Origin of the sequence: Micromonospora sp. WMMD1076 (genome assembly GCF_029581475.1) — a bacterium.
GTDB lineage: Bacteria > Actinomycetota > Actinomycetes > Mycobacteriales > Micromonosporaceae > Micromonospora > Micromonospora aurantiaca.
On record NZ_CP120862.1, the window covers coordinates 4,442,139 to 4,467,763 of the forward strand.

The 25,625-nt window shown below is 74.5% G+C and carries 24 protein-coding genes; 18 read left to right on the forward strand and 6 right to left on the reverse strand.

The window, feature by feature from the left end:
* Positions 1–111 precede the first annotated feature (111 nt).
* The 14 genes from O7622_RS21145 (at position 112) to O7622_RS21210 (ending at position 13,790) form a co-directional block, all read left to right on the forward strand.
* Positions 112–456: a hypothetical protein gene (locus tag O7622_RS21145; protein WP_282309903.1), complete on the forward strand. Its 345-nt coding sequence runs from the start codon at positions 112–114 to the stop codon at positions 454–456.
* Positions 457–470: 14 nt separating this feature from the next.
* Positions 471–1,079, forward strand: coding sequence for a glycine zipper family protein (locus tag O7622_RS21150; protein ID WP_282309904.1), 609 nt, complete (start codon positions 471–473; stop codon positions 1,077–1,079).
* The gene (locus tag O7622_RS21155) at positions 1,076–1,756 is read left to right on the forward strand and encodes a carboxypeptidase-like regulatory domain-containing protein (protein ID WP_282309905.1); all 681 of its coding nucleotides are present in this window, start codon (positions 1,076–1,078) and stop codon (positions 1,754–1,756) included. The genes O7622_RS21150 and O7622_RS21155 overlap by 4 nt, the downstream gene beginning before the upstream one ends.
* A 16-nt stretch (positions 1,757–1,772) precedes the next feature.
* Positions 1,773–3,029: a phage tail sheath subtilisin-like domain-containing protein gene (locus tag O7622_RS21160; RefSeq protein ID WP_282309906.1), complete on the forward strand. Its 1,257-nt coding sequence runs from the start codon at positions 1,773–1,775 to the stop codon at positions 3,027–3,029.
* 1 nt (position 3,030) lies between these two features.
* Positions 3,031–3,513, forward strand: a complete 483-nt coding sequence (locus O7622_RS21165; protein WP_013286679.1) for a phage tail protein — start codon at positions 3,031–3,033, stop codon at positions 3,511–3,513.
* A 1,536-nt stretch (positions 3,514–5,049) separates the two neighbouring features.
* Positions 5,050–5,808, forward strand: a complete 759-nt coding sequence (locus O7622_RS21170) for a hypothetical protein (protein ID WP_282309907.1) — start codon at positions 5,050–5,052, stop codon at positions 5,806–5,808.
* Entirely contained in the window at positions 5,805–7,376 is a 1,572-nt protein-coding gene (locus O7622_RS21175; RefSeq protein WP_282309908.1) for a phage baseplate assembly protein V, read from the forward strand. The genes O7622_RS21170 and O7622_RS21175 overlap by 4 nt, the downstream gene beginning before the upstream one ends.
* Positions 7,376–7,714, forward strand: a complete 339-nt coding sequence (locus O7622_RS21180) for a hypothetical protein (RefSeq protein ID WP_282309909.1) — start codon at positions 7,376–7,378, stop codon at positions 7,712–7,714. The genes O7622_RS21175 and O7622_RS21180 overlap by 1 nt, the downstream gene beginning before the upstream one ends.
* The gene (locus O7622_RS21185) at positions 7,711–8,160 is read left to right on the forward strand and encodes a GPW/gp25 family protein (RefSeq protein WP_282309910.1); all 450 of its coding nucleotides are present in this window, start codon (positions 7,711–7,713) and stop codon (positions 8,158–8,160) included. The genes O7622_RS21180 and O7622_RS21185 overlap by 4 nt, the downstream gene beginning before the upstream one ends.
* Positions 8,157–10,778, forward strand: a complete 2,622-nt coding sequence (locus O7622_RS21190) for a putative baseplate assembly protein (protein ID WP_282309911.1) — start codon at positions 8,157–8,159, stop codon at positions 10,776–10,778. Before O7622_RS21185 ends, O7622_RS21190 begins: the two co-directional genes overlap by 4 nt.
* Positions 10,759–11,499 carry a phage tail protein gene (locus tag O7622_RS21195; protein ID WP_282309912.1) on the forward strand — a complete coding sequence of 247 codons (741 nt, stop codon included), beginning with the start codon at positions 10,759–10,761 and terminating at the stop codon, positions 11,497–11,499. Before O7622_RS21190 ends, O7622_RS21195 begins: the two co-directional genes overlap by 20 nt.
* The gene (locus O7622_RS21200) at positions 11,496–12,416 is read left to right on the forward strand and encodes a hypothetical protein (RefSeq protein ID WP_282309913.1); all 921 of its coding nucleotides are present in this window, start codon (positions 11,496–11,498) and stop codon (positions 12,414–12,416) included. Before O7622_RS21195 ends, O7622_RS21200 begins: the two co-directional genes overlap by 4 nt.
* 114 nt (positions 12,417–12,530) lie before the next feature.
* Complete coding sequence (locus O7622_RS21205) at positions 12,531–13,007, forward strand: hypothetical protein (protein ID WP_282309914.1); 477 nt, start codon at positions 12,531–12,533, stop codon at positions 13,005–13,007.
* Between the two features lie 18 nt (positions 13,008–13,025).
* A complete protein-coding gene (locus tag O7622_RS21210) occupies positions 13,026–13,790 on the forward strand; it encodes a hypothetical protein (protein WP_282309915.1) in 765 nt (254 codons plus the stop codon).
* A 27-nt stretch (positions 13,791–13,817) separates the two neighbouring features.
* On the opposite strand, the gene O7622_RS21215 is transcribed toward O7622_RS21210, so the two are convergent.
* The 6 genes from O7622_RS21215 to O7622_RS21240 form a co-directional block, all read right to left on the reverse strand.
* Complete coding sequence (locus O7622_RS21215; protein ID WP_282309916.1) at positions 13,818–14,753, reverse strand: PmoA family protein; 936 nt, start codon at positions 14,751–14,753, stop codon at positions 13,818–13,820.
* On the reverse strand, positions 14,750–15,400 hold the full coding sequence (locus O7622_RS21220) for a hypothetical protein (protein ID WP_282309917.1): 651 nt from the start codon (positions 15,398–15,400) through the stop codon (positions 14,750–14,752). The genes O7622_RS21215 and O7622_RS21220 overlap by 4 nt, the downstream gene beginning before the upstream one ends.
* Positions 15,397–16,266, reverse strand: a complete 870-nt coding sequence (locus tag O7622_RS21225; protein WP_282309918.1) for a carbohydrate ABC transporter permease — start codon at positions 16,264–16,266, stop codon at positions 15,397–15,399. The genes O7622_RS21220 and O7622_RS21225 overlap by 4 nt, the downstream gene beginning before the upstream one ends.
* Before the next feature lie 55 nt (positions 16,267–16,321).
* Positions 16,322–17,302: a sugar ABC transporter permease gene (locus O7622_RS21230; protein ID WP_282309919.1), complete on the reverse strand. Its 981-nt coding sequence runs from the start codon at positions 17,300–17,302 to the stop codon at positions 16,322–16,324.
* A gap of 21 nt (positions 17,303–17,323) precedes the next feature.
* On the reverse strand, positions 17,324–18,667 hold the full coding sequence (locus O7622_RS21235; protein WP_282309920.1) for an extracellular solute-binding protein: 1,344 nt from the start codon (positions 18,665–18,667) through the stop codon (positions 17,324–17,326).
* A gap of 97 nt (positions 18,668–18,764) precedes the next feature.
* Entirely contained in the window at positions 18,765–19,811 is a 1,047-nt protein-coding gene (locus O7622_RS21240; RefSeq protein WP_282309921.1) for a LacI family DNA-binding transcriptional regulator, read from the reverse strand.
* A gap of 241 nt (positions 19,812–20,052) precedes the next feature.
* On the opposite strand from O7622_RS21240, the gene O7622_RS21245 reads away from it, so the two are divergent.
* The 4 genes from O7622_RS21245 to O7622_RS21260 are packed head-to-tail and all read left to right on the forward strand — an operon-like array spanning position 20,053 to position 25,604.
* A complete protein-coding gene (locus O7622_RS21245; protein WP_282309923.1) occupies positions 20,053–21,381 on the forward strand; it encodes a Gfo/Idh/MocA family oxidoreductase in 1,329 nt (442 codons plus the stop codon).
* A gap of 16 nt (positions 21,382–21,397) precedes the next feature.
* Positions 21,398–22,831, forward strand: coding sequence for a glucuronate isomerase (gene uxaC, locus O7622_RS21250; protein ID WP_282309925.1), 1,434 nt, complete (start codon positions 21,398–21,400; stop codon positions 22,829–22,831).
* Positions 22,828–24,129, forward strand: a complete 1,302-nt coding sequence (locus O7622_RS21255; protein WP_282309927.1) for an enolase C-terminal domain-like protein — start codon at positions 22,828–22,830, stop codon at positions 24,127–24,129. Before uxaC ends, O7622_RS21255 begins: the two co-directional genes overlap by 4 nt.
* On the forward strand, positions 24,120–25,604 hold the full coding sequence (locus O7622_RS21260; RefSeq protein WP_282309928.1) for a mannitol dehydrogenase family protein: 1,485 nt from the start codon (positions 24,120–24,122) through the stop codon (positions 25,602–25,604). The genes O7622_RS21255 and O7622_RS21260 overlap by 10 nt, the downstream gene beginning before the upstream one ends.
* Positions 25,605–25,625 lie beyond the last annotated feature (21 nt).

Genomic DNA, 25,625 nt, shown 5'->3' on the forward strand with positions numbered 1-25,625 from the left:
GCCGGCGGCCCACCAGCACACCGGGCGGAACCCCGGGGCCAGTGAACCCGGGCACCGCCGCACCATCCCACCCCGACCGCACCACCGCACAGTGGAAAGAGGGGGATCGCCGTGAACGATCTCTTCACCTGGGCCGCCCTGGGCAGCCTCACCGGCGCCAGCGCCGCCACCCTGCTCGCCACGAACGTCATCGGCGGGCTGATCGGACCGAGCGGCGACAAGGCGCGCAAGTGGATCGCGCTGGGCATCGCGCTCCTGCTGTCCTACCTGACCGCCGCGTTCGCCGACGACGCCGGCCCGGAGAAGTGGATCATCGCGTTCTTCAACGGACTGGTGATCTTCTCCGCCGCGCTCGGCGTCAACCAGCTCCCCCCTGGCAACCGGCAGGCGACGCAGGCGTCGCCGACCCAGCTCGCCCAGGGGCACGAGCCCCGCTTCGTCCGCTCCTGGGTCTGAGAGAGGTGACCCCCATGATCTTCGGCATCCTCAGCGCGGCCGTCCAGGTCGTCTTCGGCGCCCTGCTCGGGCAGCTCGCCGCCGGTACCGTCGGCCTGCTCGCCGGCGCGGTCGTCGGCCTGCTCGTCGGCGCGCCGTTCGGCTGGGCGTCCGCCTCGGCCGGCACGTACGGCGCCGACCCGAAGAGGATCTTCCTCTTCGTGATCGACCACACCTGGAGCCTGCTCAACACGTTCGCCGGGGCGCTCTACCTGGCGCTGCACCTGGTCTTCGGCCACCAGCTCGACCGGGTCGTCTCGGCCGGCAGCGGCCGGGTCAACGTCGTCGAGGGCGTCTCCCCCCGGTACGCCACCACGATCGGCACCGTGTGCGCCGGGTCCAGCCCCGGCATCCAGCGGCACGAGGACGTGCACGTGTTCCAGGCCCGGCTGCTCGGCCCGTTCTACCTGCCGCTGGTGGCACTCAACTACGTGCTGTTCACCATCGCCCCGGTGTGGCTGCTCTGGCACGACCACACCAACGCGCCGATCAACCGGTTCACCCGCTACTTCGAGATCGGCGTCTACCCGCACGTGTGGAACGAGGCCATCGCGTACCGCATCCAGGGGACGCCACCGCGATGACCGGCGCGATCGAGGCGGCCGTCGCGGACGTCGCGAGCTGGCTGGCCGGGGCGGCGGGTGAACCCGTACCGGTCGGTCCACCGCGCGACGACCCCGACGGCGGTCTCACGGTCTGGCCGCTGGAGCTGCGACCGGCCCGGCAGACCGCGACCGGCGGGGCGACGCGCGAGCCGTACCGGTTCGTGGTCCGCCTGCTGGTCGCCGGCGGCGGGCCGGCGGCGCTGCCCGCGCTGGACCGGGTGCTCACCGCCGCCACCACGGCGGGCCGGCCGGAGCTGGTCCTGGCCGCCGGCGACCCGGCGCTGTGGCGGGCGCTCGGCGTGGCGCCCCGGCCCGCGCTGCTGCTGGACGCGCCGGCCCGGGTGGAGCGGCCGGTCCCGGTCGCGCCGCCGGTACGGCAGCCGCTGCGGCTGCGGCAGCTCGGCATGCGCACGCTCGACGGGCGGGTGGTCGGGCCGCAGGACCAGCCGCTCGCCGCCGTCCGGGTGGAGCTGGTGGGCGCCGCCCAGGCCACCGAGACCGACGCCGCCGGCCGGTTCCGGCTGGCCGGCGTGCCGCACGACCCCGACGCGCCGGACGCCCCGGTGCGGATCCGGCTCACCGGCGCGGGGCGCGTCCACACCGCCGAGCTCGACCCGGCCGGCGACGGCCTGATCGTCGTCCGCGCCCCCGACTGACGTCCGAGGAGGACCGATGCCCACCTACTTCTCCCCCGGCATCTACGTCGAGGAGGTGCCCAGCGGGGCCCGCCCGATCGGGCCGGTCGGCATGAGCACCGCCGCGTTCGTCGGGGTCGCGCCCGACCGCGGCGCCCACCTCGGCGAGGCCCTGGCGGTGAACAGCTGGAGCGAGTTCCTGCGGCTGTACGCCGACGGCGAGCAACTGGAGAGCACGCCGCTGGCCCGCGCCGTGTTCGGCTTCCTGGACAACGGCGGCACCCGCTGCTGGGTCGTCAACGTCGGTGAGGGCGGCCGGCTCACCGGCACCGGCGGGCGGCGCGGCGGCCTGGAACTGCTGGAGGCCATCGACGAGATCTCCATAGTGGCCGCGCCCGGCTACCACGATCCGGTCTCGCACGAGGCCCTGATCAGCATGGCCGAGCGGCTGCGCACCATGGTCGCGATCTGCGACCCGCCGCCGGAGGTCACCGACGTCTCCCGGCTCACCCGCGTCGCCACGCCGGGCAAGCCGCCCAAGCCCGCGCCGGCCGGCTCGGCCCCGTCGGCCGACAAACCCGCCGAGGGTACGCCGGGCGACGGCGACGGCGAGCCGCCCGGCACCGGCGGCGACCGGCCCCGGCAGTCGGACTTCGCCACCTTCTACTTCCCGTGGATCCGGGTCCGCGACCCGCTCAGCGGCGACCTCGTGCTCACCCCGCCGAGCGGGCACGTCGCCGGCATCTGGGCCCGCACCGACGCGCTGCGCGGCGTCCACAAGGCGCCGGCCAACGAGCCGGTACGCGGCGCCGTCGACCTCGCGTACCGGGTGACCCGGCCGGAGCACGACGTGCTCAACCCCAAGGGCGTCAACGTGATCCGCTTCTTCGCCGGGGAGGGCATCCGGCTGTGGGGCGCCCGTACGCTCGCCGCCGAGGCCAGCGAGTGGCGCTACCTGAACGTGCGGCGGCTGTCCATCTCCATCGAGCAGGCCATCGCCAACGGCACCCGGTGGATGGTGTTCGAGCCGAACGACTTCACGCTGTGGCGCTCGATCCGCCGCGACATCGGGGCGTTCCTCACCCGGGTGTGGCGCGACGGCGCGCTGCTCGGCCGTACGCCCGAGGAGGCGTTCTTCGTCAAGTGCGACGAGGAGACCAACCCGGCCGACGTCCGCGACGCCGGGATGGTGGTGGCCCACATCGGCATCGCTGTGGTCAAGCCCGCGGAGTTCGTGGTGTTCAAGCTGAGCCAGTGGGCCGGCGGCACCGAGACCGAGACGATCGGAGGCTGACATGCCCACCACTGCGACGCCGCAGCCGGGCGCACCCGTCGACCCGTACCGGGCGTACCACTTCAAGCTGCTGATCAACGGCATCACCAACGGGCACTTCACCGAGGTCAGCGGCTTCGAGGTGGCGATACCGGCGCTGTCGTACCGGGAGGCGGGCAACGAGCGCATCCGGGCCGTGCCGGGACAGGTCGAGTACGCCCCGGTCACCCTCCACTTCGGGCTGACCAGTTCGCGTGAGCTGTGGGACTGGGTGAACGCGGCGGCGAAGGGCACGGTCAACCGGCGCAACGTGTCGGTGGTGCTGCTGGACCCGGCCGGCACCGCCGAGGTGCTGCGCTGGAACATGATCAACGCGTGGCCGACCCGGTGGCGGGGCGCGCACCTGAACACGCTGTCGCAGGAGATCGCCATCGAGGCGCTGACCCTGGCGTACGAGGGCCTGGAGCTGGAGGCCGGCGGTGCCGCCGCACCGGCGACCGCGTGACCGGCTGGCCCGCGCCCTGCGGGCCACCGCCGACCGCCTGTCCGGACCGGCTTCACCGGACGCACCGGGTTCACCGGATTTCCCGGACACCCCGGGCTCACCGGACGACGTGCCGCGCCCGCCCGGCCAGCCGCCCGAGCACTGGCGACGGCTGGTGGCGGCGCACGCCCCCGGCCTCCTGCGCGACCTCCCCCCGCCCCCCGTCGAGCACGGACCTCGCACCGACCGGTCGGCGAACGCCGGCCCGGACCGGACGCCGGTGCGACGGAGCCGGACGGGCCGGCGCGCGGTGGCGCGGTTGTGGCGGGGCTGGACGGCGCTGTTGGCCGGCCGCTTCGGCACATCCCGTTCCCGAACGCGCTCCCGCCACGAGGCCGATCCCGGTCCGCCGTCGAGATCGTGGTACGAAAGGGCCCCCACAGGGGCCGCTTCCTACCAAGATCTTCCGCAGCTCCTGCAAGGTGGGACGGGGCTCTCGGGAGTTGAGAAGCCTGAACCCTTGGGGCGGCTCGGACGCGGTGCGGCACTGCCGCGGCCGGGAGCGGCGGTCACACGGGCAGGTGGTGGGAAGGGCACTGCGGGAGCGGAGGCCGCCCCGCCGACGGTGGACGCTCGATGCCGTTCGGGTGACGCGGTGCGGCCGGACGACACCGGGTCACGTGAGGACTTCCCGGCCTGCGGGTGCGTGACGTCAAGCGGTCCGGCCGGTTCGCCGGGTCCGGCGCGATCGGCGTGCATCGCCGACGGATCCGGGTCGCGGGACGTCCTCGGCACGTCAGGCACCCGCAGCACACCGGCCACAGGCACCGGTGTCACAGCCGCAGGGACCACACTGGCCGCCGGCACCAGACGGACGACAGAGGCAGGGACCGGCACGCCCACCGGCGCTGACAGGCGCACAGGCCCGGACGGCAGCCGTGACGCGATCGGATCGCGGGGCCGCGTCACGCCCGGCGACCCGGCCTCGCCGTCGACCCCTCGGCGGTGGCCCAGCCTCGGCGCCGGTCGGGTGGATGCGCTCCGGAGCCCCGCACAGGTTCGCCGAGGCCGGGCACGGCACCGGGATGACGCCGCCGGGGCGGACCTGTCGCCCGATCGGGGCGACGTGCGCCCGCTCGTCTTCGCGGCTGCGCCACAGTCGCCGCCGCATGGACCGGCCGCACACACCAGGGGCTGTCGAACCGGGTCGGCGAACGGTCGCGGCGGGACCGGGGACGGATCCGTCGCCGACCACCCGGTGCGGGCCGCCGGCTCGCCGTACCGGGATGGGCACGACCCGGCTCCCGGCGGCGAGTTCCGGACGCGACAGTGGCAGCGACCCGCGCGGCCCCCGTCCGACAGCCCGTGGCCGGTCCTGCCGGACGACGCCGGCCCGGCCCGGACGACGAAGCCGGCCGGCGCGGGCCGGGCGACCGACGGCGGCGGAGCGCACACGGACCCGTGGCCGGTGCTCCCGGCCGAACCGGCGTGGCTTGCGACGCGGACCACGCCGTGGCGTGACACGGCCCGGCTGGACCGGGAACAGGCGGGTGACTGATGGAACGCGTCGCCTTCCTCGTGGACGAGTCCGGTACCCGGGTCGACTGCCTGCTCAACCCGGAGACCGTGCAGGTGACGCGGCTGGCCGGGATACGCCCGCGCGGCGGACCCGACGGGCCGCTCACCGGCGCCGGGCTGGCCGACGACCCGCTCGTCTTCACCGGCGGCGGGCGTACCGAACTGGTGCTGGACCTGCTCTTCGACGTCGACTTCGTGGAGTCCCCGGCCCGGCCCGAGGACGTCCGCGCGCTGACCCGGCCGCTGTGGATGCTGGCCGAGAACTCGGCTGTCGAGCACGGCTGGCTGCGCCCGCCGCTGGTCCGCCTGGTCTGGGGCAAGACCTGGAACGTCCCGGGCGTGATCACCGCCATCGCGGAACGCTTCGACGCGTTCACCCTCACCGGTACGCCCCGGCGGTCCTGGCTGCGGCTGAAGCTGGTCCGTGTCGCGGAGGGCGCGGAGGCGGCGCGCGCCGGGTTCGAGGAGGAACTGGCCGCCGCGAGCACACCCGCTGTCGCGCCCGGGTCGGCGGTGGTCGCCGCCGCCGACGGTGCGGCCGAGCCGGGCTGGTCCGGGGTGCGCTTCGACCTGCTCGCCCACGACGCGCTGGGCTCGCCGCTGCGCTGGCGGCTGCTCGCCGAGCACAACCGGATCACCGACCCGCTCACCGTGCCCGCCGGCACCGCGCTCGCCGTCCCCCCGGTCGGCGCCGCCACCGTCAGGCCGGATGCCGTCACCACGGGAGGTACGCCGTGAGCCGGGCCGCCCTGGTCACACTCGACGGCCGGCCGCTGGCCGATCCGGCCCGGCTGCGCGGCATCCGCGTCGCCGCCCGGCTGGACCGGCCCGCGCAGTGCGAGCTGACGCTCACCGCCGCCCCCGGGGCGGGCCCGCTCGACCCGCCGGTACGCCCCGGCGCCACAGTCGACGTCCGCCTCGACGGGCAGGCGGAGGCGCTGTTCACCGGCGAGGTGACAGCAGTCGAGCGGGAGTACGCCGGTGACGGCGCCGCGCTGGCCCGGATCCGGGCGTACGACCCGCTGCACCGGCTGCGCAAACGGCAGGAGCTGCGGGTGTTCGAGTCGGTGACGGCCGCCGAGCTGGCCGGGGAGCTGTGCGCCGGACTGGGGTTGAGCGTGGCGGCCGATGAGGACGGGCCGCGCCTGGACCGGCTGCTCCAGCACCGGCACACCGACCTGGACCTGCTGTGCGAGGTGGCCGGCCGGGCCGGGCTGCACCTGGGCGTCGACGGCGACCGGTTGCGGCTGTTCACGCTGGACGGCTACGGGGAGCCGCTGCCGTTGACGCTCGGCGAGACGGTGCACGCGTTGCGGCTGACCGAGAACCTGGACCGGGCGGGCGCGGAGTGCGCCGTCCTCGGCTGGCATCCGCAGCGCGCCGAGCCGCTGAGCCAGCGGGCGGACGAGGCACGCAGCGGGCGGCGTATCCCGCTGCGCCCGGACCCGGGCGACGTCGGCGCGGACGGCGTGCGCACCGCCGTCGACCAGCCGGGCCGCAGCGACGACGAGCTGGCCGCGCTGGCCCAGGCCGGGCTGGACAGCCGGGTGGCGGCGCTGGTCACCGCCGAGGGCACAGCGGAGGGCGACCCGGCGCTGCGGCCCGGCCGGCGGATCGCCCTAGTCGGCGTCCCGGACCCGCTGGCCGGGGTGTACGTGCTCACCGAAGTGGTGCACACGGTGGACGCCGACGGGCACCTGAGCCGGTTCTCCACGGCGCCGCCCGGCCCGCCGCAGTCGGCCGCGCCCCCGGCGGCGACAGTCACGCTCGGCACTGTCACCGACATCGACGACCCGGACGGGCTGGGCCGGGCCCGGGTGACGCTCCCGGCGTACGGCGATCTGGACGCCGGCTGGCTCGCGGTGCTCTGCCCGGGCGCGGGCCGGGGCAAGGGGATCGTCGCGCTGCCCGACCCGGACGACACCGTGCTGGTGGCGCTGCCCGGCGGCGAACCCGCCTCGGGCGTGGTGCTCGGTTCGCTGTTCGGCGCGGTCGAGCCGTACGACGCGGGGATCGTCTCCGGGCGCTCGCGCCGCTGGTCGATGCGGACCGGCACCGGGCAGTCCATCGTGATCGACGACGACGGCCGGACGCTGCGGCTCGCCACCGACGCGGGCAGCTTCGTCGAGCTGCGGCCCGAGCTGACCACCGTGCACGCCGCCGGTGACCTGGTGCTCTCCGCGCCCGGCCGGGCCGTCGTGGTGCGCGGCCGCACAGTCGACTTCCTGCATGCCCCGGCGGCCGAGGACGCCGAGACCGCCGCCGCGCAGGCCCGTACGCTCGCCCGTTCCGCCGGAGGTGGCTGATGCGCTGGATCCACCGCGACTCGCTGATCACCTGCGGACACGACGGGCGGGTGAAGAACCGCCCGTCGCAGGACTGGGTCACGGTCCGCGGCGTGCCGGTGCTGGTGCGGCCCGACCCGGAGGGGCGCGGCATCACCGCCTGCCCGAACTACGGCCCGACGATCAAACCGTGCCTGCACACGCTGACCGTCACTGTGGGTTACAGCACGTGGGTGCGGGTGGACCGGCAGCCGGTGGTGCTGTCGCACCTGGACGGCCTCACCGACGGCACCCCGCCGGGCACCGTGCACCACCAGGTCCGCGACGTGCGGCAGGGTTTCCTGGGGGCGGACGCATGAGGGCCTTCCGCTTCGTCGGCGCCGGCTTCGACGCCGGCCGCGCCGGTGGTCTCGCGCTCACCGCCGCCGGCGGGCTCGCCATGACCGACGGCGACGAGACGGTACGCCAGGCGCTGTACCTGCTGCTGTCCACCACACCCGGGGAACGGCTGATGCGTCCCGGGTACGGGTCGCGGCTGCACCGGCTCGTCTTCGCGCCCAACGACGACACCACAGCCGGGCTGGCGATCCACTACGTGCGGCAGGCGATCCGGCGCTGGGAGCCCCGGGTCGAGGTGCTGGACGTGGACGCCGGTCCCGACCCGGACGACCCGTGGCGCCTGGTGATCCGGCTGGACTACCGGGTCCGGGCCAGCCTGTCCCCCGGCCACCTGGTGTTCTCCGTCGACCTGCTCCCCGCCGACGCGGAACCCGGCGACACACCCGACGAGGAGGGCACGTCATGACGCTGCCGGTGCCGCACCTGGACGACCGCGCCTTCCTCGACCTGGTCACCGAGGCACGGGAACGCATCGCCCGGTCCTGCCCGGACTGGACCGACCTGTCCGCGCACGACCCGGGCATGGCGCTGCTGGAGGCGTTCGCCTACCTGACCGAGGTGATGATCTACCGGCTGAACCAGTTGCCGGAGAAGGCGTACGTGGCGTTCCTGAACCTGCTCGGCGTCACCCGGCACCCACCGGCGGCGGCCTGGGCCGACGTGCGCCTGACCCGCACCGGCCCGGACCGCGGCCCGGTGCGGGTGCCGGCCGGCACCCGCGTCGCCGCGGCCCGTGGCGCCGACCCCCGGCCGGTCGTCTTCGTGACCACCGAGCCGGCGGTGCTGCCCGCCGGGGAGACCACGGCGACGGTACGCGTGCACCACTGCGAGCCGGTCGACGCGGAGCTGCTCGGCACCGGCACCGGGCAGCCCGGTCAGGTGTTCAGGGCCGCCCGCGCGCCGCTGACGCGGACCACCGAGGCGCTGGACCTGCTGCTCGGCGTGGAGGTGCCGGCGGGCTCGGTGGAGCTGGGCGCGGCGGCCCGCGAGCACGAGGGCCGCACGTACGAGATCTGGCGGCCGGTGGACAGCTTCGCCGGTGTCGGCCCGCAGGCGAAGGTCTACCTGGTGGACCGCGCCTCCGGGGTGGTCACGTTCGCCCCGGCGCTGGACCTGCGCCCGGACCTGGGCACCCCGGCCGTCGAGGGGGCGGCCGGGGCGACCACTGTGGCGGCGGTGCCACCGGCCGGGCGGCAGGTGCGGCTCTGGTACCGCTGCGGCGGCGGGCCCGCCGGGAACGTGGCGGCGGGCGTGCTCACCAGCCTGCGCGACCCGCTGCCGGGGGTGAGGGCGGACAACCCGGAGCCGGCCACCGGCGGGCGCGAGCTGGAGTCGCTGGAGTCGGTGCTGGCGCGCGGACCGTACGAGTTCTTCGCCCAGCAACGCGCGGTGACCGCCCGGGACTTCGAGATCCTCGCCACCGGCTCCGGGGCGGTGGCGCGGGCGCGGGCGTTCACCAGGGCCGCCGTCTACAGCTTCGCCCGGCCCGGCGAGGTCGAGGTGGTGCTGGTGCCGTACGTACCGGAGGCGGCCCGTCCCGGCGGGCGGCTGCCGGTGGCGGTGCTGCGCGAGCACGAGGTGGAGGAGGCACGCCGCCGGGTCGAGGCCGACCTGGAACGCCGCCGCGCCCTGGGTACGGCCGTGCGGGCGGGCTGGGCCCGCTACAAGGCGGTGTCCATCCAGGCGCGGGTGGTGGTGCGCCGCGAGGAGGATGTGGACGCGGTGCGCCGACGCATCCACGACCGGCTGCACCAGACGCTCAGCCCGCTGCCCACGCCGCTGAACCCGGCCGGCTGGGCGTTCGGCGAGCCGCTGCGCGCCTCCAACGTGTACCGGATGCTGGAGCACGCCGAGCCGGGCGTGCGCTACGTCGAGTCGGTGCGGTTCGTGGTCGACGAGGCGCCCGACACTCGGGTGCGGACCGTGGCGGTGGACCAGTACCAGGCCGACACCTGGTACGCCGGCGGCGGCCCGGTGCTGTTCCGCTCCACCAACGCCGGGGCGGGCTGGGAGCCGGCGGGCCGGTTCGACGACGAGACGGTGGTGCGGGTGGTGCCCGCGCCCGCTCCGGCACGCCCCGGCGTCGTCCCCCGGGCCGGTTCGGTGGCGGTGGTGACCACCCGCGACGCCGGAGGTTCCCGGGTCCGGCTGAGCACCGACCTGGGTGAGACGTGGACACTGCTGACCGACCTCGACTCCGGCGTCCGCGACCTGGCCTGGATCGACCGGGACGGCACCGGCGCGCTGCTGCTGGCCACCGACACCGGCCTGTACGAGGTGCCGCTGCTGCCCGGCGCGGTGCCGTTGCAGATCCTGGTCGACCCGGCCGACGCGGACCGGGGCTTCTACGCGGTGCGCGCGTTCGTCTCCGAGCGCGGCGCACCCGGGGTGGCGGTCGCCGCGCAGGCCGGATTCGGCGTCTACCTGTCCACAGCGGCCGGACGGCCCGGCACGTTCGCCCACGTCGGCCTCGCCAACGTGGACAACCGGGTGCTCGCCGTGCAGTACGACGGCCCGGCCACACTGCTGTGGTGCGGCGCGGGTGAGCCGGACCCGAAGAAGCCCGGCCAGGGCTGCCACCGCACCCGGCTGTTCGAGTCGGACGTGAAGTGGCAGTCGATGGCGGCCGGCTGGATCGGCGGCACCTGCCGGGACCTGGCGTTCAGCGGTCCGCTCGCGCTCGCCGCGACGCAGAGCGGCGGCGTGGTCCGGCTGGACACGCTCGCCGGGCAGCCGCAGTGGTCGCCCGTGATGGTCAACTGCGGCCTGCCGCTGCGGGACCGGACCCGGTTCGTCCCGGTCGACGCCATCGCCGCCACCGCGCCCACCGGCACCTCCGGCGCCGGGCGGCTGGTGCTGGCCGGCGGCGAGCGCGGCGTGTTCCGCAGCGGCGACGGCGAGGACTGGACGGCGAGCGCCAACCAGGCCACCGCCGACGTGGTCACCGTCCCCGGCACCTGGCTGCTCTGCTCCGGCGAGCACGACATCGAGGTGGTGCGGCAGGATGCGCCGAGCGGCGATTGAGCGGCTGCTGCCGGCCGCCTACCAGCGGGCCGCCGGTCCGGGCAGCGTGCTGGGCGCGCTGCTGGACGTGATGGAGGCGCTGCACGCCCCGGACGAGGCGGTGCTCGCCGACGTCGACGCGCTGTTCGGCCCGTACCGGACACCGGACGGGTTCGTCGCGTACCTGACCCGCTGGGTGGCGATGGACCACGTGGTCGCCGCGCCCCGCGCCGACGCGCCGCTGCCGTTGCCGGTGGGCCGGCTGCGGGACCTGGTGGCGCACGGCGCGCTGCTGGCCCGGTGGCGCGGCACCCCGTACGGGATGCGGACCGCGCTGGAACTGGCCACCGGAGTGACCGGCTTCGTGCTGGACGAGCCGCCCGAGCGGCCGTTCCACCTGGTGGTGCGGGTGCCGCCGGCCGCCGCCGACCGGCTCGCGCTGGTCACCCGCATCGTCGAGGCGGAGAAACCGGCCGCGGTCACGGTCGAGGTCGTCGCCGCACCGGGCGACCCGCCCACCGATCCGGCGCCGACCGGAACCGGTCCGCACGCGGCGGGACCGCCCGAACCGGTACGGCCCGACCCCGGCCCGCCCGAACCGGCGCCGCCCGCGGCAGATCCGCCGGACCCGGGCCCGCCACCCGATCCCGAGCCCGCCGCCGGGGTCGCTCCGGTGCGCGCGGTCGGCCGGGCGCACGTACCAGCACCCCTGCCCCACGATCCGCCCGAGGAGCCGTCATGACCACCGAATGGACAGTCGTCGCCGCCGCCGGACAGTTCACGCTGGACGGCCGCAACGCCGGTGAGCTGACGTTCACCGTGTCCAACCCGGGCACCGCGCCGGACACCGTCGTCTTCGACGTGGCGCCCGGCGAGGGCAGCCAGCGCGCCTGGTTCACGGTGGCCGAGCCGCAGCGGGCGGTACCCGGGCAGGGCTCGGTGTCGTTCCTGGTCCGGCTCGCCGTACCGCCCGGCACGCCGCCCCGGCGCTACGACATGACCGGTTTCGCGTACTCGGCCAACACCGCACCGGAGGAGAGTTCCCGATCCAGCGGCCGGGTCACGTACGACGTGCGGGCTGTCGTACCCCCGAAGCGCGCGCCGTGGCCGTGGATCGCCGCGGCCGCGGCGCTGGTGCTGGTCGTGGCCGGCGTGGTGACCTGGCTGGTTACCCGCGGACCGGACACCCCATCCCCGCCGCGGGCCGACGCGGTGACGGTGGAGGCGGAGACGCTCGTCTCCGGCGCCGCGGTGCAGTCCACCACCGGCACGAAGGCGGACGTGGTGGCGCAGGAGAACTGCTGCGACGTGGTGTGGTCCGGCGACGCACAACTGTTCTTCCTGGGCCGGGGCGTGGGCGACCGGGTGACAGTGCAGGTGGACGTGCCGTCCCACGGCACCTGGCGGTTCTCCACGGTGCGCACCACCTCGTTCGACTACGCGAACACGATCTGGCTGGTCGACGGCCGGCAGGTCGGCGACACGTTCTTCGGGTTCAGCCCGACTGTGGCCCGCACCGACGAGGTGGACGTGGGCACGGTGGAGCTGACCCGGGGGCCGCACAAGCTGACGCTCGTGGCGGTGAGCAAGACCCAGGGCACCGACAGGTACTTCGCCGGGGTGGACGAGATCCGCTTCACGCCCGTCGTCCGGCCGTGAGCGCGAGGAGTGAGCCGGTGTTGCGAGCCCCGCAGTCGCGAACAGATACAGCACCGTGAGCGCGAGGAGTGAGCCGGTGTTGCGAGCCCCGCAGTCGCGAACCGATACAGCACCGTGAGCGGGCGGCAGAAGGTGCTGCTGATGGCGGTGGCCGTGCTGCTGGTGGCGCTGTACGTGGTGGCGGTGGCCGGGCGCTCCGACGACCCGGGTGACCCGGCGGCCGGGCCGGGCGCGCTGGCCCGGCTCGGGCGCGGGTCCGGGACTGTGGACCCGGCGACTGTGGCCGTGACGTGCCTGCCGCCGGCCGCCGAACCGGCCACCACCGCCGACGGGGTGACGCTCGCCTTCGGCACCGCGTGCCGGCTGCGGGTGGCCGACCCGGGCGCGCTGCGCACGCTCGTGCTGCGCGGGACGACGCCGTTCGAGGTGACAGCCCGCGCACCCGGCGACGCGGACGTCACGGTCACCGACGAGGTCGCCCCGGACACGGACGGCCCAGCGGTGGCGAAGGTGGCTGTGGACCGGGAGACCGAGGTGCTCCTGCGCTGTCCGGGAGGTGGCGGATGTTCGGTCACGCTGGCCCGGTCCTGACCGGGACGGAGACGCGGGATGGGTGAGTTGCGCAGGCCGTTCCTGCTGCTGGCGCTGCTCGCGGTGGCGCTCGTGGTCGGCGTGGAGCTGGGCGCGGCGGCGCTGACCGGCGGCGGCGACGCGAGCGGCGCGCTGCGGGACAACGCCGGTCAGCTCGGCGTCGAACTGGGTGACGTCGGCGCGGTGTCCGAGCCGTCCGGGCGGGGCATCGGCTACCTGGCGCTGATCGACGTGGTGGCCCTCTGGACGACCGGGCTGTTCTGCCTGAGCCTGGTGCTGCCGGACCGGATTCAGGGCCGGGTGCAGGGCGTGGCCACGCTCGTCTTCTCGATCGTGCTGCTGCTGGTGTCGCTGGTCCTGCTGATCGTCGCGTTCGTCGAGCTGACGGTGATGGTCTCGCTGTTCCTGGCCCCGCCGTTCGGCACGCTGGCGTACCTCGCGGTGTGGGGGTTCTTCCCGGTCGGCGACGCGGCGGTGCTGCTCGGGCTGGCGCTGCTGCTCAAACTGGTCTGGGTCGCGCTGCTGCTCGCCGCCCAGCCCCGGTTCCTCCGCAACAAGGGCCTCGTCGCGCTGGCGCTGACCACGCTGCTGTGCACTGTGGTGTTGCAGTTCCTGCACGGCCTGGTGCCGGTGATCCTGGTCAGCATCCTCGACGACCTGGGCGCCGTGGTGTTCGCCGTGGTGGCGCTGATCTGGGCGCTGGTGCTGCTGATCGGGTCGATCCCGGCGATCGTGAAGGCGATCCGGACCACCGCCACCACGTCCGGCCGTACCGTCAGGTGACCGCGGCACCGGAGGCACGCGGCTCGCTCACCGGACGGCCGCCGCGTCCAGCCGGGCCGCGATGTCGGCCGGGCCGAGGTGACCGTCGGCGACGAGGACGCGGTGCCGGTTGTGCCGGGGCCGCCCGGCCGCGACCACAGCCGGGCTGTCGAACGCGTACGCGGCGCAGACGCCCGGGTACATCGCCGTGCGCACGAACCACCTGTCACCCGGCCCCAGACCGGTGAACACCAGCGTGTACGCGCCGCCACCCGGCGCGGTGGCGGACAGCGCCAGCCAGGGCGCGGCCGAGCCGTTCACCGCCTCCTCGCCTTCCGCGTCATCGGTGCGCACGAGGGGTTCGCCGTCCGCCACCGCACGCCAGAAGAAGCCGCCGTACCCGGCGCCGCCGGGACGGCCGTTCGTGGCCGGGCTGCCCAGGCGGACGTCGCCGCCGGTGGCGGAGGTGAGCGTGGCGGACAGGTCCAGCCACCAGGCGTCCTCCCCGGCCGGAGCGGCGGTGATCCGCCGGTGCTCGCGCAGCAGCACCCGGCCGTGCCGGTTCCGCCACTCCAGGTCGTGGTCGAGCCGGTCGGCGGCCCGCTCCCGCCAGCCGGTGTGCGCGATGACGCCGTGGTCGTCGCGCCAGGTGTACCCGGTGCCGCGCACGTACGTCCGGCCGCCCCACAGGTTGACGCCGTCCACGTCCTGCACGGCCAGTGACGCGCCGAGGTGCCAGACGTGGTCGGCCGGGAGCGCGCCGGTCACCGGGGTACCGGCCCGGGTCCGCACCGGATGCAGGTACGGCCGAGGGCCGTGGCGGAGATCCAGATCGGGCCGGACCAGGTACCGGGCCACCTCGACACCGTCCACGACCAGCCGGGGTTCGACGTCGGTCCCGGCAGGGCACGGCTCGGCCCCACCGAGCAGCTCGGGCCGGGCAGGGCACGGCTCGGCACCGGCGGAACGGGGTTCGGCGGTCACGACGGCTCCGGGGCGGGGACCGGGCGGCGGGCGTCGAGCGCGTGCAGCGCGGCGAGCGCGTACCCGCCGAGGATCGGCACCGCCACCGGCGTGACCAGCACACCCAGCACCACGGCGAGCGCGCAGACGCCGGAGGCGGCGGCCCAGACGCCGGGGCGCTCCGGGCAGGCGCGCGCCACCCGGCGGGCCGCCGACCGCCAACCCCGGCCGCCGGTGCGCCCGACCGCTACGGCGACAAGGCCCGCGTACCCGAGCAGGACCGCCACCACGACGGCGGTGAGCGCGAGCGCGGGCCCGCCGCCGGGCACCCGGCCGGTGGTGAGCGCCAGCAGGTCGGCGGCGAGCAGCGCGGCGGCGGCCAGGGCGACGGCGCTCACCGCCGGCCCGGCGGGCAGCGCGCGACCGAACCGGCGCAGGCTGGTCCGCGCGTCGGGCCAGGCGCCGGTGACCGACCGGTCGTGCAGCGCGGCGCTGGCGGTGGCGACCGCCGGGGCGAGCGTGAGCACCGGCAGTGCGGCGAGCGCCACGGCGAAGCCGAGCAGCGCCAGGTCGGTCGCCTCGCGCAGCGTGTCCCGCCAGTCGGCACCGGCGTGCACGGCGTCGGTCTGGGCGTGCACGGCGTCGGTGTGCGCAGGCACGGCGGTCATCCCTTCAACCCGCTGGTGTTGATGCCCTCGACGAGCATCCGCTGGAAGGCCAGGAAGAACAGGAACACCGGCAGCAGGGACAGCACCGACATGGCGAACATCGGGCCGACAGCGCTCTGGCTCGTCGAGTCGATGAACAGGGTCAGCGCCACCGGGACCGTGTAGTCGTCCAGGCTGGACAGGAACACCAGCTGGCGGAAGAAGTCGTTCCAGGTCCAGATGAACGAGAAGATCGCTGTGGTGACCAGCGCCGGGCGGCTCAGCGGCAGGATGACGTGCCGGAACACGCCATACGGGGACGCGCCGTCGATGGTGGCCGCCTCGTCCAGCTCGCGCGGGATGCCGCGCATGAACTGCACCATGAGGAAGACGAAGAACGCCTCGGTGGCCAGGAACTGCGGCACCAGCAGCGGCAGGTACGGCCAGTCGCCGCCGACCAGGCCGAGGCTGCGGAACAGGATGTACTGCGGCACGATCAGCACGTGCCCGGGCAGCAGCAGCGTCCCGATCATGACGGTGAACCACAGCTTGCGCAGCCGGAACCGCAGCCGGCCCAGGGCGTACGCGGCGAGCAGGCAGGACAGCGCGTTGCCGACGACGGTGAGCCCGCTGACCAGTGCGCTGTTGAGGAAGAACCGGCCGAAGCCGATGTCGAAGTTGGTCCAGCCGTCGAGGTAGTTGCCGGGGGTGAACCGTTCCGGCAGCAGGCCGACGTTGTTGACGATCTCGGCCTGCGACTTGACCGAGGTGCCGAGCATCCAGAACAGCGGGTAGAGCACCACCGCGACGATCGCCACGAGCACGACCAGCCGCAGGACGTTCCGTCCGCTGCCCGGCCGCCGGCGAGCGACAGTGAGCGCGGTCACAGCGCCTCCCTTGTTCGCGGCTGCGGGGCTCGCAGAACCGGCTCACTCCTCGCGCTCACGCGTCCCCTCCGTCCGAGTAGTGCACCCAGAACCGCCCGGTGCTGAAGAAGACGGCGGTGACCGCGCCGATCGCCACCAGGAACACCCACGCCATCGCCGACGCGTAGCCCATCTCCAGGTCGGTGAAGCCGGAGATGTAGAGCTTCAGCGTGTACATCAGGGTGGAGTCGACAGGGCCGCCGGTGCCGTTGCTGAGCACGAACGCGGCGGTGAAGCCCTGGAAGCCGTTGATGGTCTCCAGCACCAGGTTGAAGAAGATCACCGGGGAGAGCATGGGCAGCGTGACCGCGCGGAGGCGCCGCCACGCCCCGGCGCCGTCCACGGCCGCCGCCTCGTACAGTTCGGTGGGCACCTGCTTGAGCCCGGCCAGGAAGATCACCATGGGTGCGCCGAACTGCCAGATCGCCAGCACCATCAGCGTCTCCAGCGCCCAGTCCGGGTCGCTGACCCAGGGCAGCCCCTCGACGCCGAACACGGCGAGGAACGAGTTGAACGCGCCGTCCCGGTTGAACATGTTGACCCAGACGATGGCCAGCGCGACGCTGCCGCCGAGCAGCGACGGCAGGTAGAACAGGCTGCGGAACAGCCCGACGCCACGCCAGGCACGGTTGAGCAGCAGCGCCACACCGAGCGCGGCGGCCAGCTTCAGCGGCACCGCGATCAGCGCGAACGTCAGCGTGACCCGCACCGCGTGCCAGTACGACGGGTCGGCGGTGAACATCCGCTCGTAGTTGGCCAGCCCCACCCACCGCACCTCGGACAGCGGGGTGAGGATGTCGTAGTCGGTGAAGCTCAGCCAGAGCGAGAGCACCATGGGGATCGTCGTGACGCCCATCAGTCCGATGAGCCAGGGCGAGAGGAAGACGTACCCCGCCAGGCCCTCGCCGAGCCGGGCCCGGCCGGGCCGACGCCGCGTGGGGCGAGGGCCGGCCGGTCCGGTGCGCGGGGTCCGGCCGGGCGCCGTGGTGAGAGCCACGGGACCGGTCCTTTCGTGGGGTCAGGCGATCGCGGACGTGCAGGCGGCGACGAACTGCTCCGCCGCCTGGGCCGGGGCGGCGCGGCCGTACTGGGCGTTCTCGGCGGCCTTGACCAGTTCGGACCTGACCTTGCTGTGCCCCTTGATCGGCACCTGGGGCGAGCCACCGAACTTCTGCGCCAGGTCGGACTCGACCTGGATGGACTGCTTCATGGCCGGGTCGGTGGCGGTCTCGCTGACCTTGGCGCGCAGGTCCATGTTCGACGGCAGGCCGCGGTCGGTGCCGAGCAGCGCCACCGCCTCCGGGTCGTTGTTCAGGAAGTTGATCACATCGACCGCGACGTCCTTGTGCTTGCTGCCCTTGAACACCGACCAGTACATCGAGGCGCGCGCCCACTGCGCGCTCGGGTCACCCGGGTACGCGACCACGCCCAGCTCGTCCTTGGTGTTCTTCTTCAGGTCCGGCATCTGGTTGACCCAGACCCAGGAGGTGGCCGACTTGCCGGTGACCACCAGTTGCTTGGTGATGTCGCTGGAGTTGCCCTCGTGGATGACGTCCGGCGTCGGGGTGGCGCCCCGGTCCCGCGCGCCCTTCCACAGCTCGAACCACCTCGTCACGTCCTCGGTGGTGAAGCCGAGTTCCTTGCCCTTGTACAGGTCCTTGCCCTGCTGGCGCAGCCACACCCAGAGCGCCTTGTAGTCGGCGCTCGGGTCCTGGGTGCCGGGCACCTTCGTCTTCTTCGCCACCTGCTCGGCCCAGGCGATGTGCTCCTCCCAGCTCATCCCGGTGGTCGGCTCGGGCAGCCCGTTCTTCTGCAACAGCGTCTTGTTGTAGACCAGGCCCTGCGTGTTCTCCCCGGCGGCCACACCGGCGAGCTTGCCGTCGACCACGCCGTACTCCAGCAGGCTCCGGGGGAACCTCGACACGTCGAGCTTGCCGGAGTCGCGGTAGCTGCCCAGGTCGAGCGTGGTGCTGCGGCCGGCGTACTCGGCCAGGTAGTTGTCGTCGATCTGGAACAGGTCGGGCGGGTTGCCGCCGGCGGTCAGTGTGGCGAGCTTGTCGAAGTAGCCCTGGTTGGCCTGCCAGGTCTTCTCGAACGTCACGTCCGGGTGCTTCCTGGTGTAGAGGGCCAGGGCGTCCTCGGTGAGCTTGGCCCGAGCCTCACCGCCCCACCAGAAGACGGAGAGTTTGACCGGGCCGCCGTCGCCGCCGGCCTCGTCGTCGCCGCAGCCGGCCGCGCCCAGGGCGAGGGGCACGGCGAGCGCGACGGCGGCCAGGCCGCGGACGAGCCGGCGTCGGGTCAGGGGGGTACGGTGATCCCGCCCGGCGGGTGCGCCGGCGGTGGGGGACGTTGCGGGGTGCATCTGCGCTCACTCCTCGGCTGTGGGAGGCGACGACGTCACCGGCGGCCGTCCACGGGCCGCCCGGGTCCGCAAGGCTGTGCGGGCCCGGGCCACCTGCTCAGGCTCCGGTGCCGTCCCGGCCGGGCGCGGGGACGGGCCCGGTCGAGTCGCGGACGACCAGTTCGGTCTGGAGCATTACCTGTGCGGTGGTGCGACGGTCGCCGGCCGCCGTGCCCCGGCCCCGGGCACCGCGCGGCGCGTCGGAGTCGAGTTGCAGCAGCATGTCGACGGCCGTCCGGCCGGCGGCCGCGGTCGGCGTGGCCACCGTCGTCAACTTGGGGCGGGTGAGCCGGCTCAGCGCGATGTCGTCCACGCCGACGACGCTGACGTCGTGCGGCACCCGCGCCCCGAGCGCGTCCAGCCCTTCGATCAGGCCGATCGCCATCAGGTCGTTGTAGGCGAGCACGGCGGTGACGCCGCTGCGGCGTACCTGCTCGGCGAGCGCGCCGCCGCCGGTCTCGGTGGGCTGGTTGGGTCCGAGGACTGTCAGCTCCGCTCCCCCGCCCCGGGCGGCGGCGGTCGCGGCGCGGCGCATCTCCCGGGCGGTCCAGGAGCCGCGCGGACCGCCGAGCAGCGCGATCCGGCGGTGACCGAGCCCGAGCAGGTGCTCGATCGCGGCCCGGGCCCCCTGCCCGACGTCCATCATCACGCAGGGCAGGCCGGCGACCTGGCGGTTTATCACCACCACCGGTACCTCGCGGCTGACCTGCTCGATCAGGCTGTTGCTCATCCGGGGGCTGCACAGCAACACGCCGTCGACCTGCTTGGCCAGGGCGTGGACCAGGTCCTCCTCGGCGACCGGGTCCTCGTTGGTGTCGGCCACGAAGACGTGGTAGTCGCGGTGCCGGGCCTGCCCCTCCGCCGCCTTGATCAGCGGCGGGAAGAACGGGTTGGCGATGTCGGCCACGATCAGGCCGATGTTGTGGGTACGGCCGGTGATGAGGGCCCGGGCGGCCCGGTTGGGCCGGTAGCCGAGGTCCTCCGCGCAGGCCAGCACCCGGACCCGGGTCTCCGGGTTGACCAGGTGCGGGGCCGAGAACGTGCGGGACACGGTGGAGATGTGCACACCGGAGGCGCGGGCGACGTCCCGGATGGTGGCTGGCACGGCGGGCTCCCTCGTCCGATGTGGTGGGGGTCACGGGTGCCGCCCATTAATGCAAACGGTTGCGCCCGTGTCAACGGTCCATTGTTGCGGCTCGATTGCACAGGCGTTCCCGTCGTGTGCAGGAATGCCCATCAATGCGGATGGATAGGGCGGGTTGGGTGGCGACCGTTGACGACGCATCCATCGTCGTGGTTTCTTCGGCTGCAAACCTTTGCAGCCGACTGCCGGGGAGGCCGACGTCATGTCACCACCGGCCCGGGAACGGGTCCGCCACGCCCTGGTGGGCGCCGGGGCACGCGCCGAGATGTTCGTCCGCGCCCTCGCGCTCGACCACGCCGACACCGCCGAGCTGGTCGCGCTCGCCGACGTCAACCAGGCCCGGATGGACGCGCACAACCGCTGGCTGGCGGAGCTGGGCCACCCGCCGGTGCCCACGTACGCCGCCGGTGACTTCGCCGCCGTGCTCGCCGAGGAGCGCGTCGACGTGGTGCTGGTGACCAGCGTGGACGCCACCCACGACGAGTACGTGACGGCGGCGCTGCGGGCCGGCTGCGACGTGGTCGTCGAGAAGCCGATGACTGTCGACGCCGAACGGTGCCGCCGCATCCTGGACGCGGTCGCCGAGACCGGCCGGCGCGTCACAGTCGCGTTCAACTACCGCTACAACCCGCTGCACGAACAGTTCCGGCGGCTACTGGCCGACGGCGCGGTGGGCGAGATCGGATCGGTGCACTTCGAGTGGCTGCTCGACGTGCGCCACGGCGCCGACTACTTCCGCCGCTGGCACCGGGACAAGTCCGTCTCCGGCGGCCTGCTCGTGCACAAGTCCGGTCACCACTTCGATCTGGTCAACTGGTGGCTCGACGCCCGCCCGGTCGAGGTGCACGCGTACGGCCGGCTGTTCTTCTACGGCGAGGACGGCCGCCGGCACGGCTACGCCCGCGACTACGACCGGGCGCACGGCTCCCCCGCCGCCGACGGCGACCCGTTCGCGCTGCGGCTGGCCGACCACCCGCGGCTGCGCGAGCTGTACCTCGACGCCGAGGCCGAGGACGGCTACCACCGCGACCGCAACGTCTTCGCCCCCGGCGTGACCATCGAGGACGACCTGGCGGTGCTGGCCCGCTACGACACCGGCGCCACCATGACCTACCGCCTCACCGCGTACGCCCCCTGGGAGGGCTACCGGGTCATGGTCAACGGCAGCCGGGGCCGCCTCGAACTGGAGGTGACCGAGAGCGACCACGTCAGTCCGTCCGTCGCCGGAGCGCTCAAGGGCGCGGCGCTGCACGGCGACGAGGCCGCCGTCGAGCAGGGCGCGGCCCGGCTCACGCTGCGCCCGTTCTGGGCGCCGCCGCAGGAGATCCCGGTCGAGGGCTGGACCCGGCGCGGGCACGGCGGTGCGGACGCCCGGATGACCCGGGTGCTGCTCGGCGGCGAACCCGACCCGCTCGGCCGGGCCGCCACCGCCCGGGACGGGGCGCTCGCGCTGCTCACCGGCCTGGCCGCGAACCGTTCGCTGGAGACCGGCGTGCCCGTCCGGGTCGCCGACCTGCTCACCCTGCCCTGACCGAGGAGCCCTCGCTGTGCCGATCATCCCCCGCGGCGACCTGCTGCTGCCCGCCGAGCCCGGGCTGCGCGCCCTGGCCCGCGAGCTGTACGCGCTCGCCGCCGAGCAGCCGCTCATCTCCCCGCACGGGCACGTCGACCCCGGGCTGCTGGCCGAGGACCAGCCGTTCCCCGATCCGGCCCGGCTGCTCGTCGTGCCCGACCACTACCTGACCCGGATGCTGCTCAGCCAGGGCGTACCCCCGGCCGACCTGGGCGTGCCCAGCGTCGACGGCAGCCCGGTGGAGACCGACGGGCGGACCATCTGGCGGCGCTTCGCCGCGCACTGGCACCTGTTCCGCGGCACCCCGTCGCGGCTGTGGCTGGAGCAGACGTTCCGGCACGTCTTCGGCGTCGACACGCCGCTGGGCCCGGCCACCGCCGACGCCGTCTACGACGCGCTCGCCGCGCGCCTGGCCGAACCGGGGTTCCGGCCCCGGGCGCTGTTCGAACGCTTCGGCATCGAGGTGCTCGCCACCACCGAGTCGCCGCTGGACGACCTGGGCCGGCACGCCAAACTCGCCGCCGACGGCTGGGGCGGGCCGGGCGGCCGGGTGGTCACCACGTTCCGCCCCGACGACGTGGTGGACATGGAGTTCGGCGACTGGGCCGCGAACGTGGACCGGCTCGCCGAGGTCTCCGGCGAGGACACCGGCACGTACGCCGGTTACCTGGCCGCGCTGCGGGCACGGCGGGAGGCGTTCGCCGCCGCCGGGGCCACCTCGTCCGACCACGGGCACCCCACCGCCCGTACCCTCGATCTCGGCCCGGCGCAGGCCGCGGCGCTGTACGACAAGGGCCGGCGCGGCCTGGCCGACGCCGCCGACGCCGAGGCGTTCCGGGCGCACATGCTGCTGGAGTTCGCCCGGATGTCGCTCGACGACGGCCTGGTCATGCAGCTGCACCCCGGCGCGGTCCGCAACCACAACCGGTGGCTGCACGCCCGGCACGGCCGCGACGTGGGCGGCGACGTGCCGCAGGCCACCGAGTACGTGCACGGCCTCGCGCCGCTGCTGGACGCGCACGGCAACGACCCGCGGCTCACAGTGGTGCTCTACACGCTCGACGAGGACACGTTCACCAGGGAACTCGCCCCTCTCGCGGGCGGGTACGCGGCGCTGCGCCTCGGCGCGCCCTGGTGGTTCCTGGACTCCCCCGAGGTGCTGCGCCGGTTCCGGGAGGCGGTCACCGAGACCGCGGGCTTCTACAACACCGCCGGGTTCGTCGACGACACCCGCGCGTTCTGTTCCATCCCGGTACGCCACGACGTGGCCCGCCGGGTCGACGCCGGATTCCTCGCCCGCCTCGTCGCCGAGCACCGGCTGACCGGGGACGAGGCCGCCGAGACCATCGTCGACCTGGCGTACCGGCTGCCGAAGCAGGTCTTCAAGTTCGGAGGTGGGCCCGCATGACCACAATCGTCGACGTCGAGGTGCACGACGTGCGCTTCCCCACCGCGGCCAGCGGCGACGGCTCGGACGCGATCAACAGGGGCGACTACTCGGCCACGTACGTGGAGCTGACCACCGGCGGCGGACCGACCGGCACCGGGTTCACGTTCACCAACGGGCGGGGCAACGAGATCACCTGCGCGGCGGTCCGCGCGCTCGCCCACCACGTCCGGGGACGCACGGTCGCCGAGATCGCCGCCGAACCGGTGGCGTTCTGGCGCTCGCTCACCGCGGACGTGCAACTGCGCTGGCTCGGCCCGGAGAAGGGGGTGATCCACATGGCCACCGGCGCGCTCGTCAACGCGGTCTGGGACCTGCGCGCCAAGCTCGCCGGCAAGCCGATGTGGCGGTTCCTCGCCGAGGCGCCCACCGACGAACTGGTCGCCACGATCGACTTCCACCACATCACCGATGCGCTCACCCCCGACGAGGCGACGGCCGTCCTGGACAGGGGACGCGACGGGCTCGCCGACCGGCTGGCCGGGCTGGAACGTGACGGGTTCCCCTCCTACACCACCTCGGTGGGCTGGCTCGGCTACCCCGACGAGCAGGTGCGCGCGCTGACCCGCGACGCGTACGCCTCGGGGTGGCGCGCGATGAAGATGAAGGTCGGCGGGCGGATCGAGGACGACCTGCGGCGGGCCCGGGTCATCCGGGCCGAGATCGGCCCGGACGCGCTGCTCATGATGGACGCCAACCAGGTGTGGGACGTGGACGAGGCGATCGCCGCGATGGGCGTGCTCGCCGAGGTCGACCCGTACTGGATCGAGGAGCCCACGCACGCCGACGACGTACTGGGGCACGCCCGGATCGCCCGTGCGGTGACCGAGCTGACCGGCGGGCGCTGCCGGGTCGCCACCGGCGAGGTCGCCGCCAACAAGGTGATCTTCAAACAGTTGCTCCAGGCCGAGGCGATCGGTGTCATGCAGGTGGACGCCTGCCGGGTCGGCGGCGTGGACGAGGTGCTCGCCGAACTGCTGCTGGCCGCGAAGTTCGGCGTGCCGGTGTGCCCGCACGCCGGCGGCGTCGGCCTGTGCGAGTACGTGCAGCACCTCGCGATCTTCGACCACCTGCGGGTCGGCACGAGCCTGGACGGCCGCATGGTCGAGTACGTCGACCACCTGCACGAACACTTCACCGACCCGGTCCGCACCCGGGGCGGGCGCTACCTGCTGCCCACCGCGCCCGGCTACAGCGCCACCATGCGCCCGGAGTCGATCGCGCGGTTCCGCTTCCCGGACGGCCCGGCGTGGCGCTGACCCCCGACCGGCTCTGCCTGTCCACACTGCGCCACCTGCCGCCGGAGTCCCGGCCGCTGCTGCGCCCCGGCACCGTGCCGGCCGGCATCGTCCACCTCGGCGTCGGCGCGTTCCACCGCGCCCACCAGGCGGTGCACACCGAGGCGGCGGTCGGCGCGGCCGGCGGCGACTGGGGCATCATCGGCGTCGCGCCGCGCAGCACCGGCGTGGTCTACGCCCTGGCCGCGCAGGACTGCCTGTTCAGCGTCACCACGCTCGCCGCCGACGGCGCGGCCACCCGGGTGGTCGGCGCGCTCGCCGGGGTACGGCACGCCGCGAGCGACCCGGACGCGGTGGTCGGCCTGCTCGCCGACCCGGCGATCCGGGTGGTCACGCTGACGGTGACGGAGAAGGCGTACCGGCTTGATCCGGTGACCGCCGCGCTGACTGTGGACGCGGACCTGACCGCCGACCTGACCACCGGCCGTCCCCCGCGTACCGTGCCGGGTCTGCTGGTCCGCGGGCTGCTCGCCCGCGCCGCCGCCGACGCCGGGCCGATCGCGCTGGTGAGCTGCGACAACCTGCCCGCCAACGGGCGGCGGCTGCGCGGTCTGGTCGAGCAGTGCCTCGCGCTGGCCCGGGTGCCGGACGCGACAGCCGAGCGGGTGCTCACGGCGGTGACCTGCCCCGGCACCATGGTCGACCGGATCGTGCCGGCCAGCACCGACGAGACCCGGGACACCGCCCGGCGGGCGCTGGGCATGACCGATCTGGCGGCGGTCGCCGCCGAACCGTGGTCGCAGTGGGTGATCGAAAACGACTTCCCCGGCGGGCGCCCGGCCTGGGAACGCTCCGGCGCGATCCTCACCGGCGACGCCGGCCCGTGGGAGCGGCTGAAACTGCGGGCACTGAACGGCGTGCACTCCGCCACCGCGTACCTGGGGGCGCTGGCCGGCGCGGAGACGGTGGCCGAGGCGCTGACGCTGCCGCACCTGGACGCGGTGCTGCGGCGGCTGCTCGCCGAGGAGATCGCGCCGAGCTTCACCCCGCCGCCCGGTGCCGACGTGGCCGACTACGGCGAGCAGGTGCTGGCCCGTTTCGGCAACCCGGCGATCCGGTACCGGACGACGCAGGTCGCCATGGACGGCTCGCAGAAGCTGCCGCAGCGGGTGCTGCACACCGTCGCCGACCTGCGCGCGGCCGGCCGGTCGGCGCGGTGGAGCGCGCTCGTGGTGGCCGGGTGGCTGCGGTTCCTGCTCGGGTACGCCGACGACGGACGGCCGCTGCCGCTGGACGACCCGCTCGCCGACCGGCTGCGCGCCGCGCTCGCCGCCGGGGCGCACACCCCCGCCGGGGTGGTCGACGCGGTCTTCGCACTGCGCGAGGTGTTTCCCGCCGACCTGGCCGCCGACGACGAGTTCCGCGCCGACGTGACCGGCTGGCTCACCGCGCTGGAACGGCACGGCGTCCGGGCGACACTGGCGGACGCCCGGTGAGCGGCGGCGCGTGGTGAGCGG

Bases quoted from the DNA above. Each gene is read 5' to 3' on its own strand.
- O7622_RS21150 (WP_282309904.1), top strand. From the start codon at position 471: ATGATCTTCGGCATCCTCAGCGCGGCCGTCCAGGTCGTCTTCGGCGCC.
- O7622_RS21155 (WP_282309905.1), top strand. From the start codon at position 1,076: ATGACCGGCGCGATCGAGGCGGCCGTCGCGGACGTCGCGAGCTGGCTG.
- O7622_RS21160 (WP_282309906.1), top strand. From the start codon at position 1,773: ATGCCCACCTACTTCTCCCCCGGCATCTACGTCGAGGAGGTGCCCAGC.
- O7622_RS21165 (WP_013286679.1), top strand. From the start codon at position 3,031: ATGCCCACCACTGCGACGCCGCAGCCGGGCGCACCCGTCGACCCGTAC.
- O7622_RS21170 (WP_282309907.1), top strand. From the start codon at position 5,050: ATGGAACGCGTCGCCTTCCTCGTGGACGAGTCCGGTACCCGGGTCGAC.
- O7622_RS21180 (WP_282309909.1), top strand. From the start codon at position 7,376: ATGCGCTGGATCCACCGCGACTCGCTGATCACCTGCGGACACGACGGG.
- O7622_RS21185 (WP_282309910.1), top strand. From the start codon at position 7,711: ATGAGGGCCTTCCGCTTCGTCGGCGCCGGCTTCGACGCCGGCCGCGCC.
- O7622_RS21190 (WP_282309911.1), top strand. From the start codon at position 8,157: ATGACGCTGCCGGTGCCGCACCTGGACGACCGCGCCTTCCTCGACCTG.
- O7622_RS21195 (WP_282309912.1), top strand. From the start codon at position 10,759: ATGCGCCGAGCGGCGATTGAGCGGCTGCTGCCGGCCGCCTACCAGCGG.
- O7622_RS21200 (WP_282309913.1), top strand. From the start codon at position 11,496: ATGACCACCGAATGGACAGTCGTCGCCGCCGCCGGACAGTTCACGCTG.
- O7622_RS21210 (WP_282309915.1), top strand. From the start codon at position 13,026: ATGGGTGAGTTGCGCAGGCCGTTCCTGCTGCTGGCGCTGCTCGCGGTG.
- O7622_RS21220 (WP_282309917.1), bottom strand. From the start codon at position 15,400: ATGACCGCCGTGCCTGCGCACACCGACGCCGTGCACGCCCAGACCGAC.
- O7622_RS21235 (WP_282309920.1), bottom strand. From the start codon at position 18,667: ATGCACCCCGCAACGTCCCCCACCGCCGGCGCACCCGCCGGGCGGGAT.
- O7622_RS21245 (WP_282309923.1), top strand. From the start codon at position 20,053: ATGTCACCACCGGCCCGGGAACGGGTCCGCCACGCCCTGGTGGGCGCC.
- O7622_RS21255 (WP_282309927.1), top strand. From the start codon at position 22,828: ATGACCACAATCGTCGACGTCGAGGTGCACGACGTGCGCTTCCCCACC.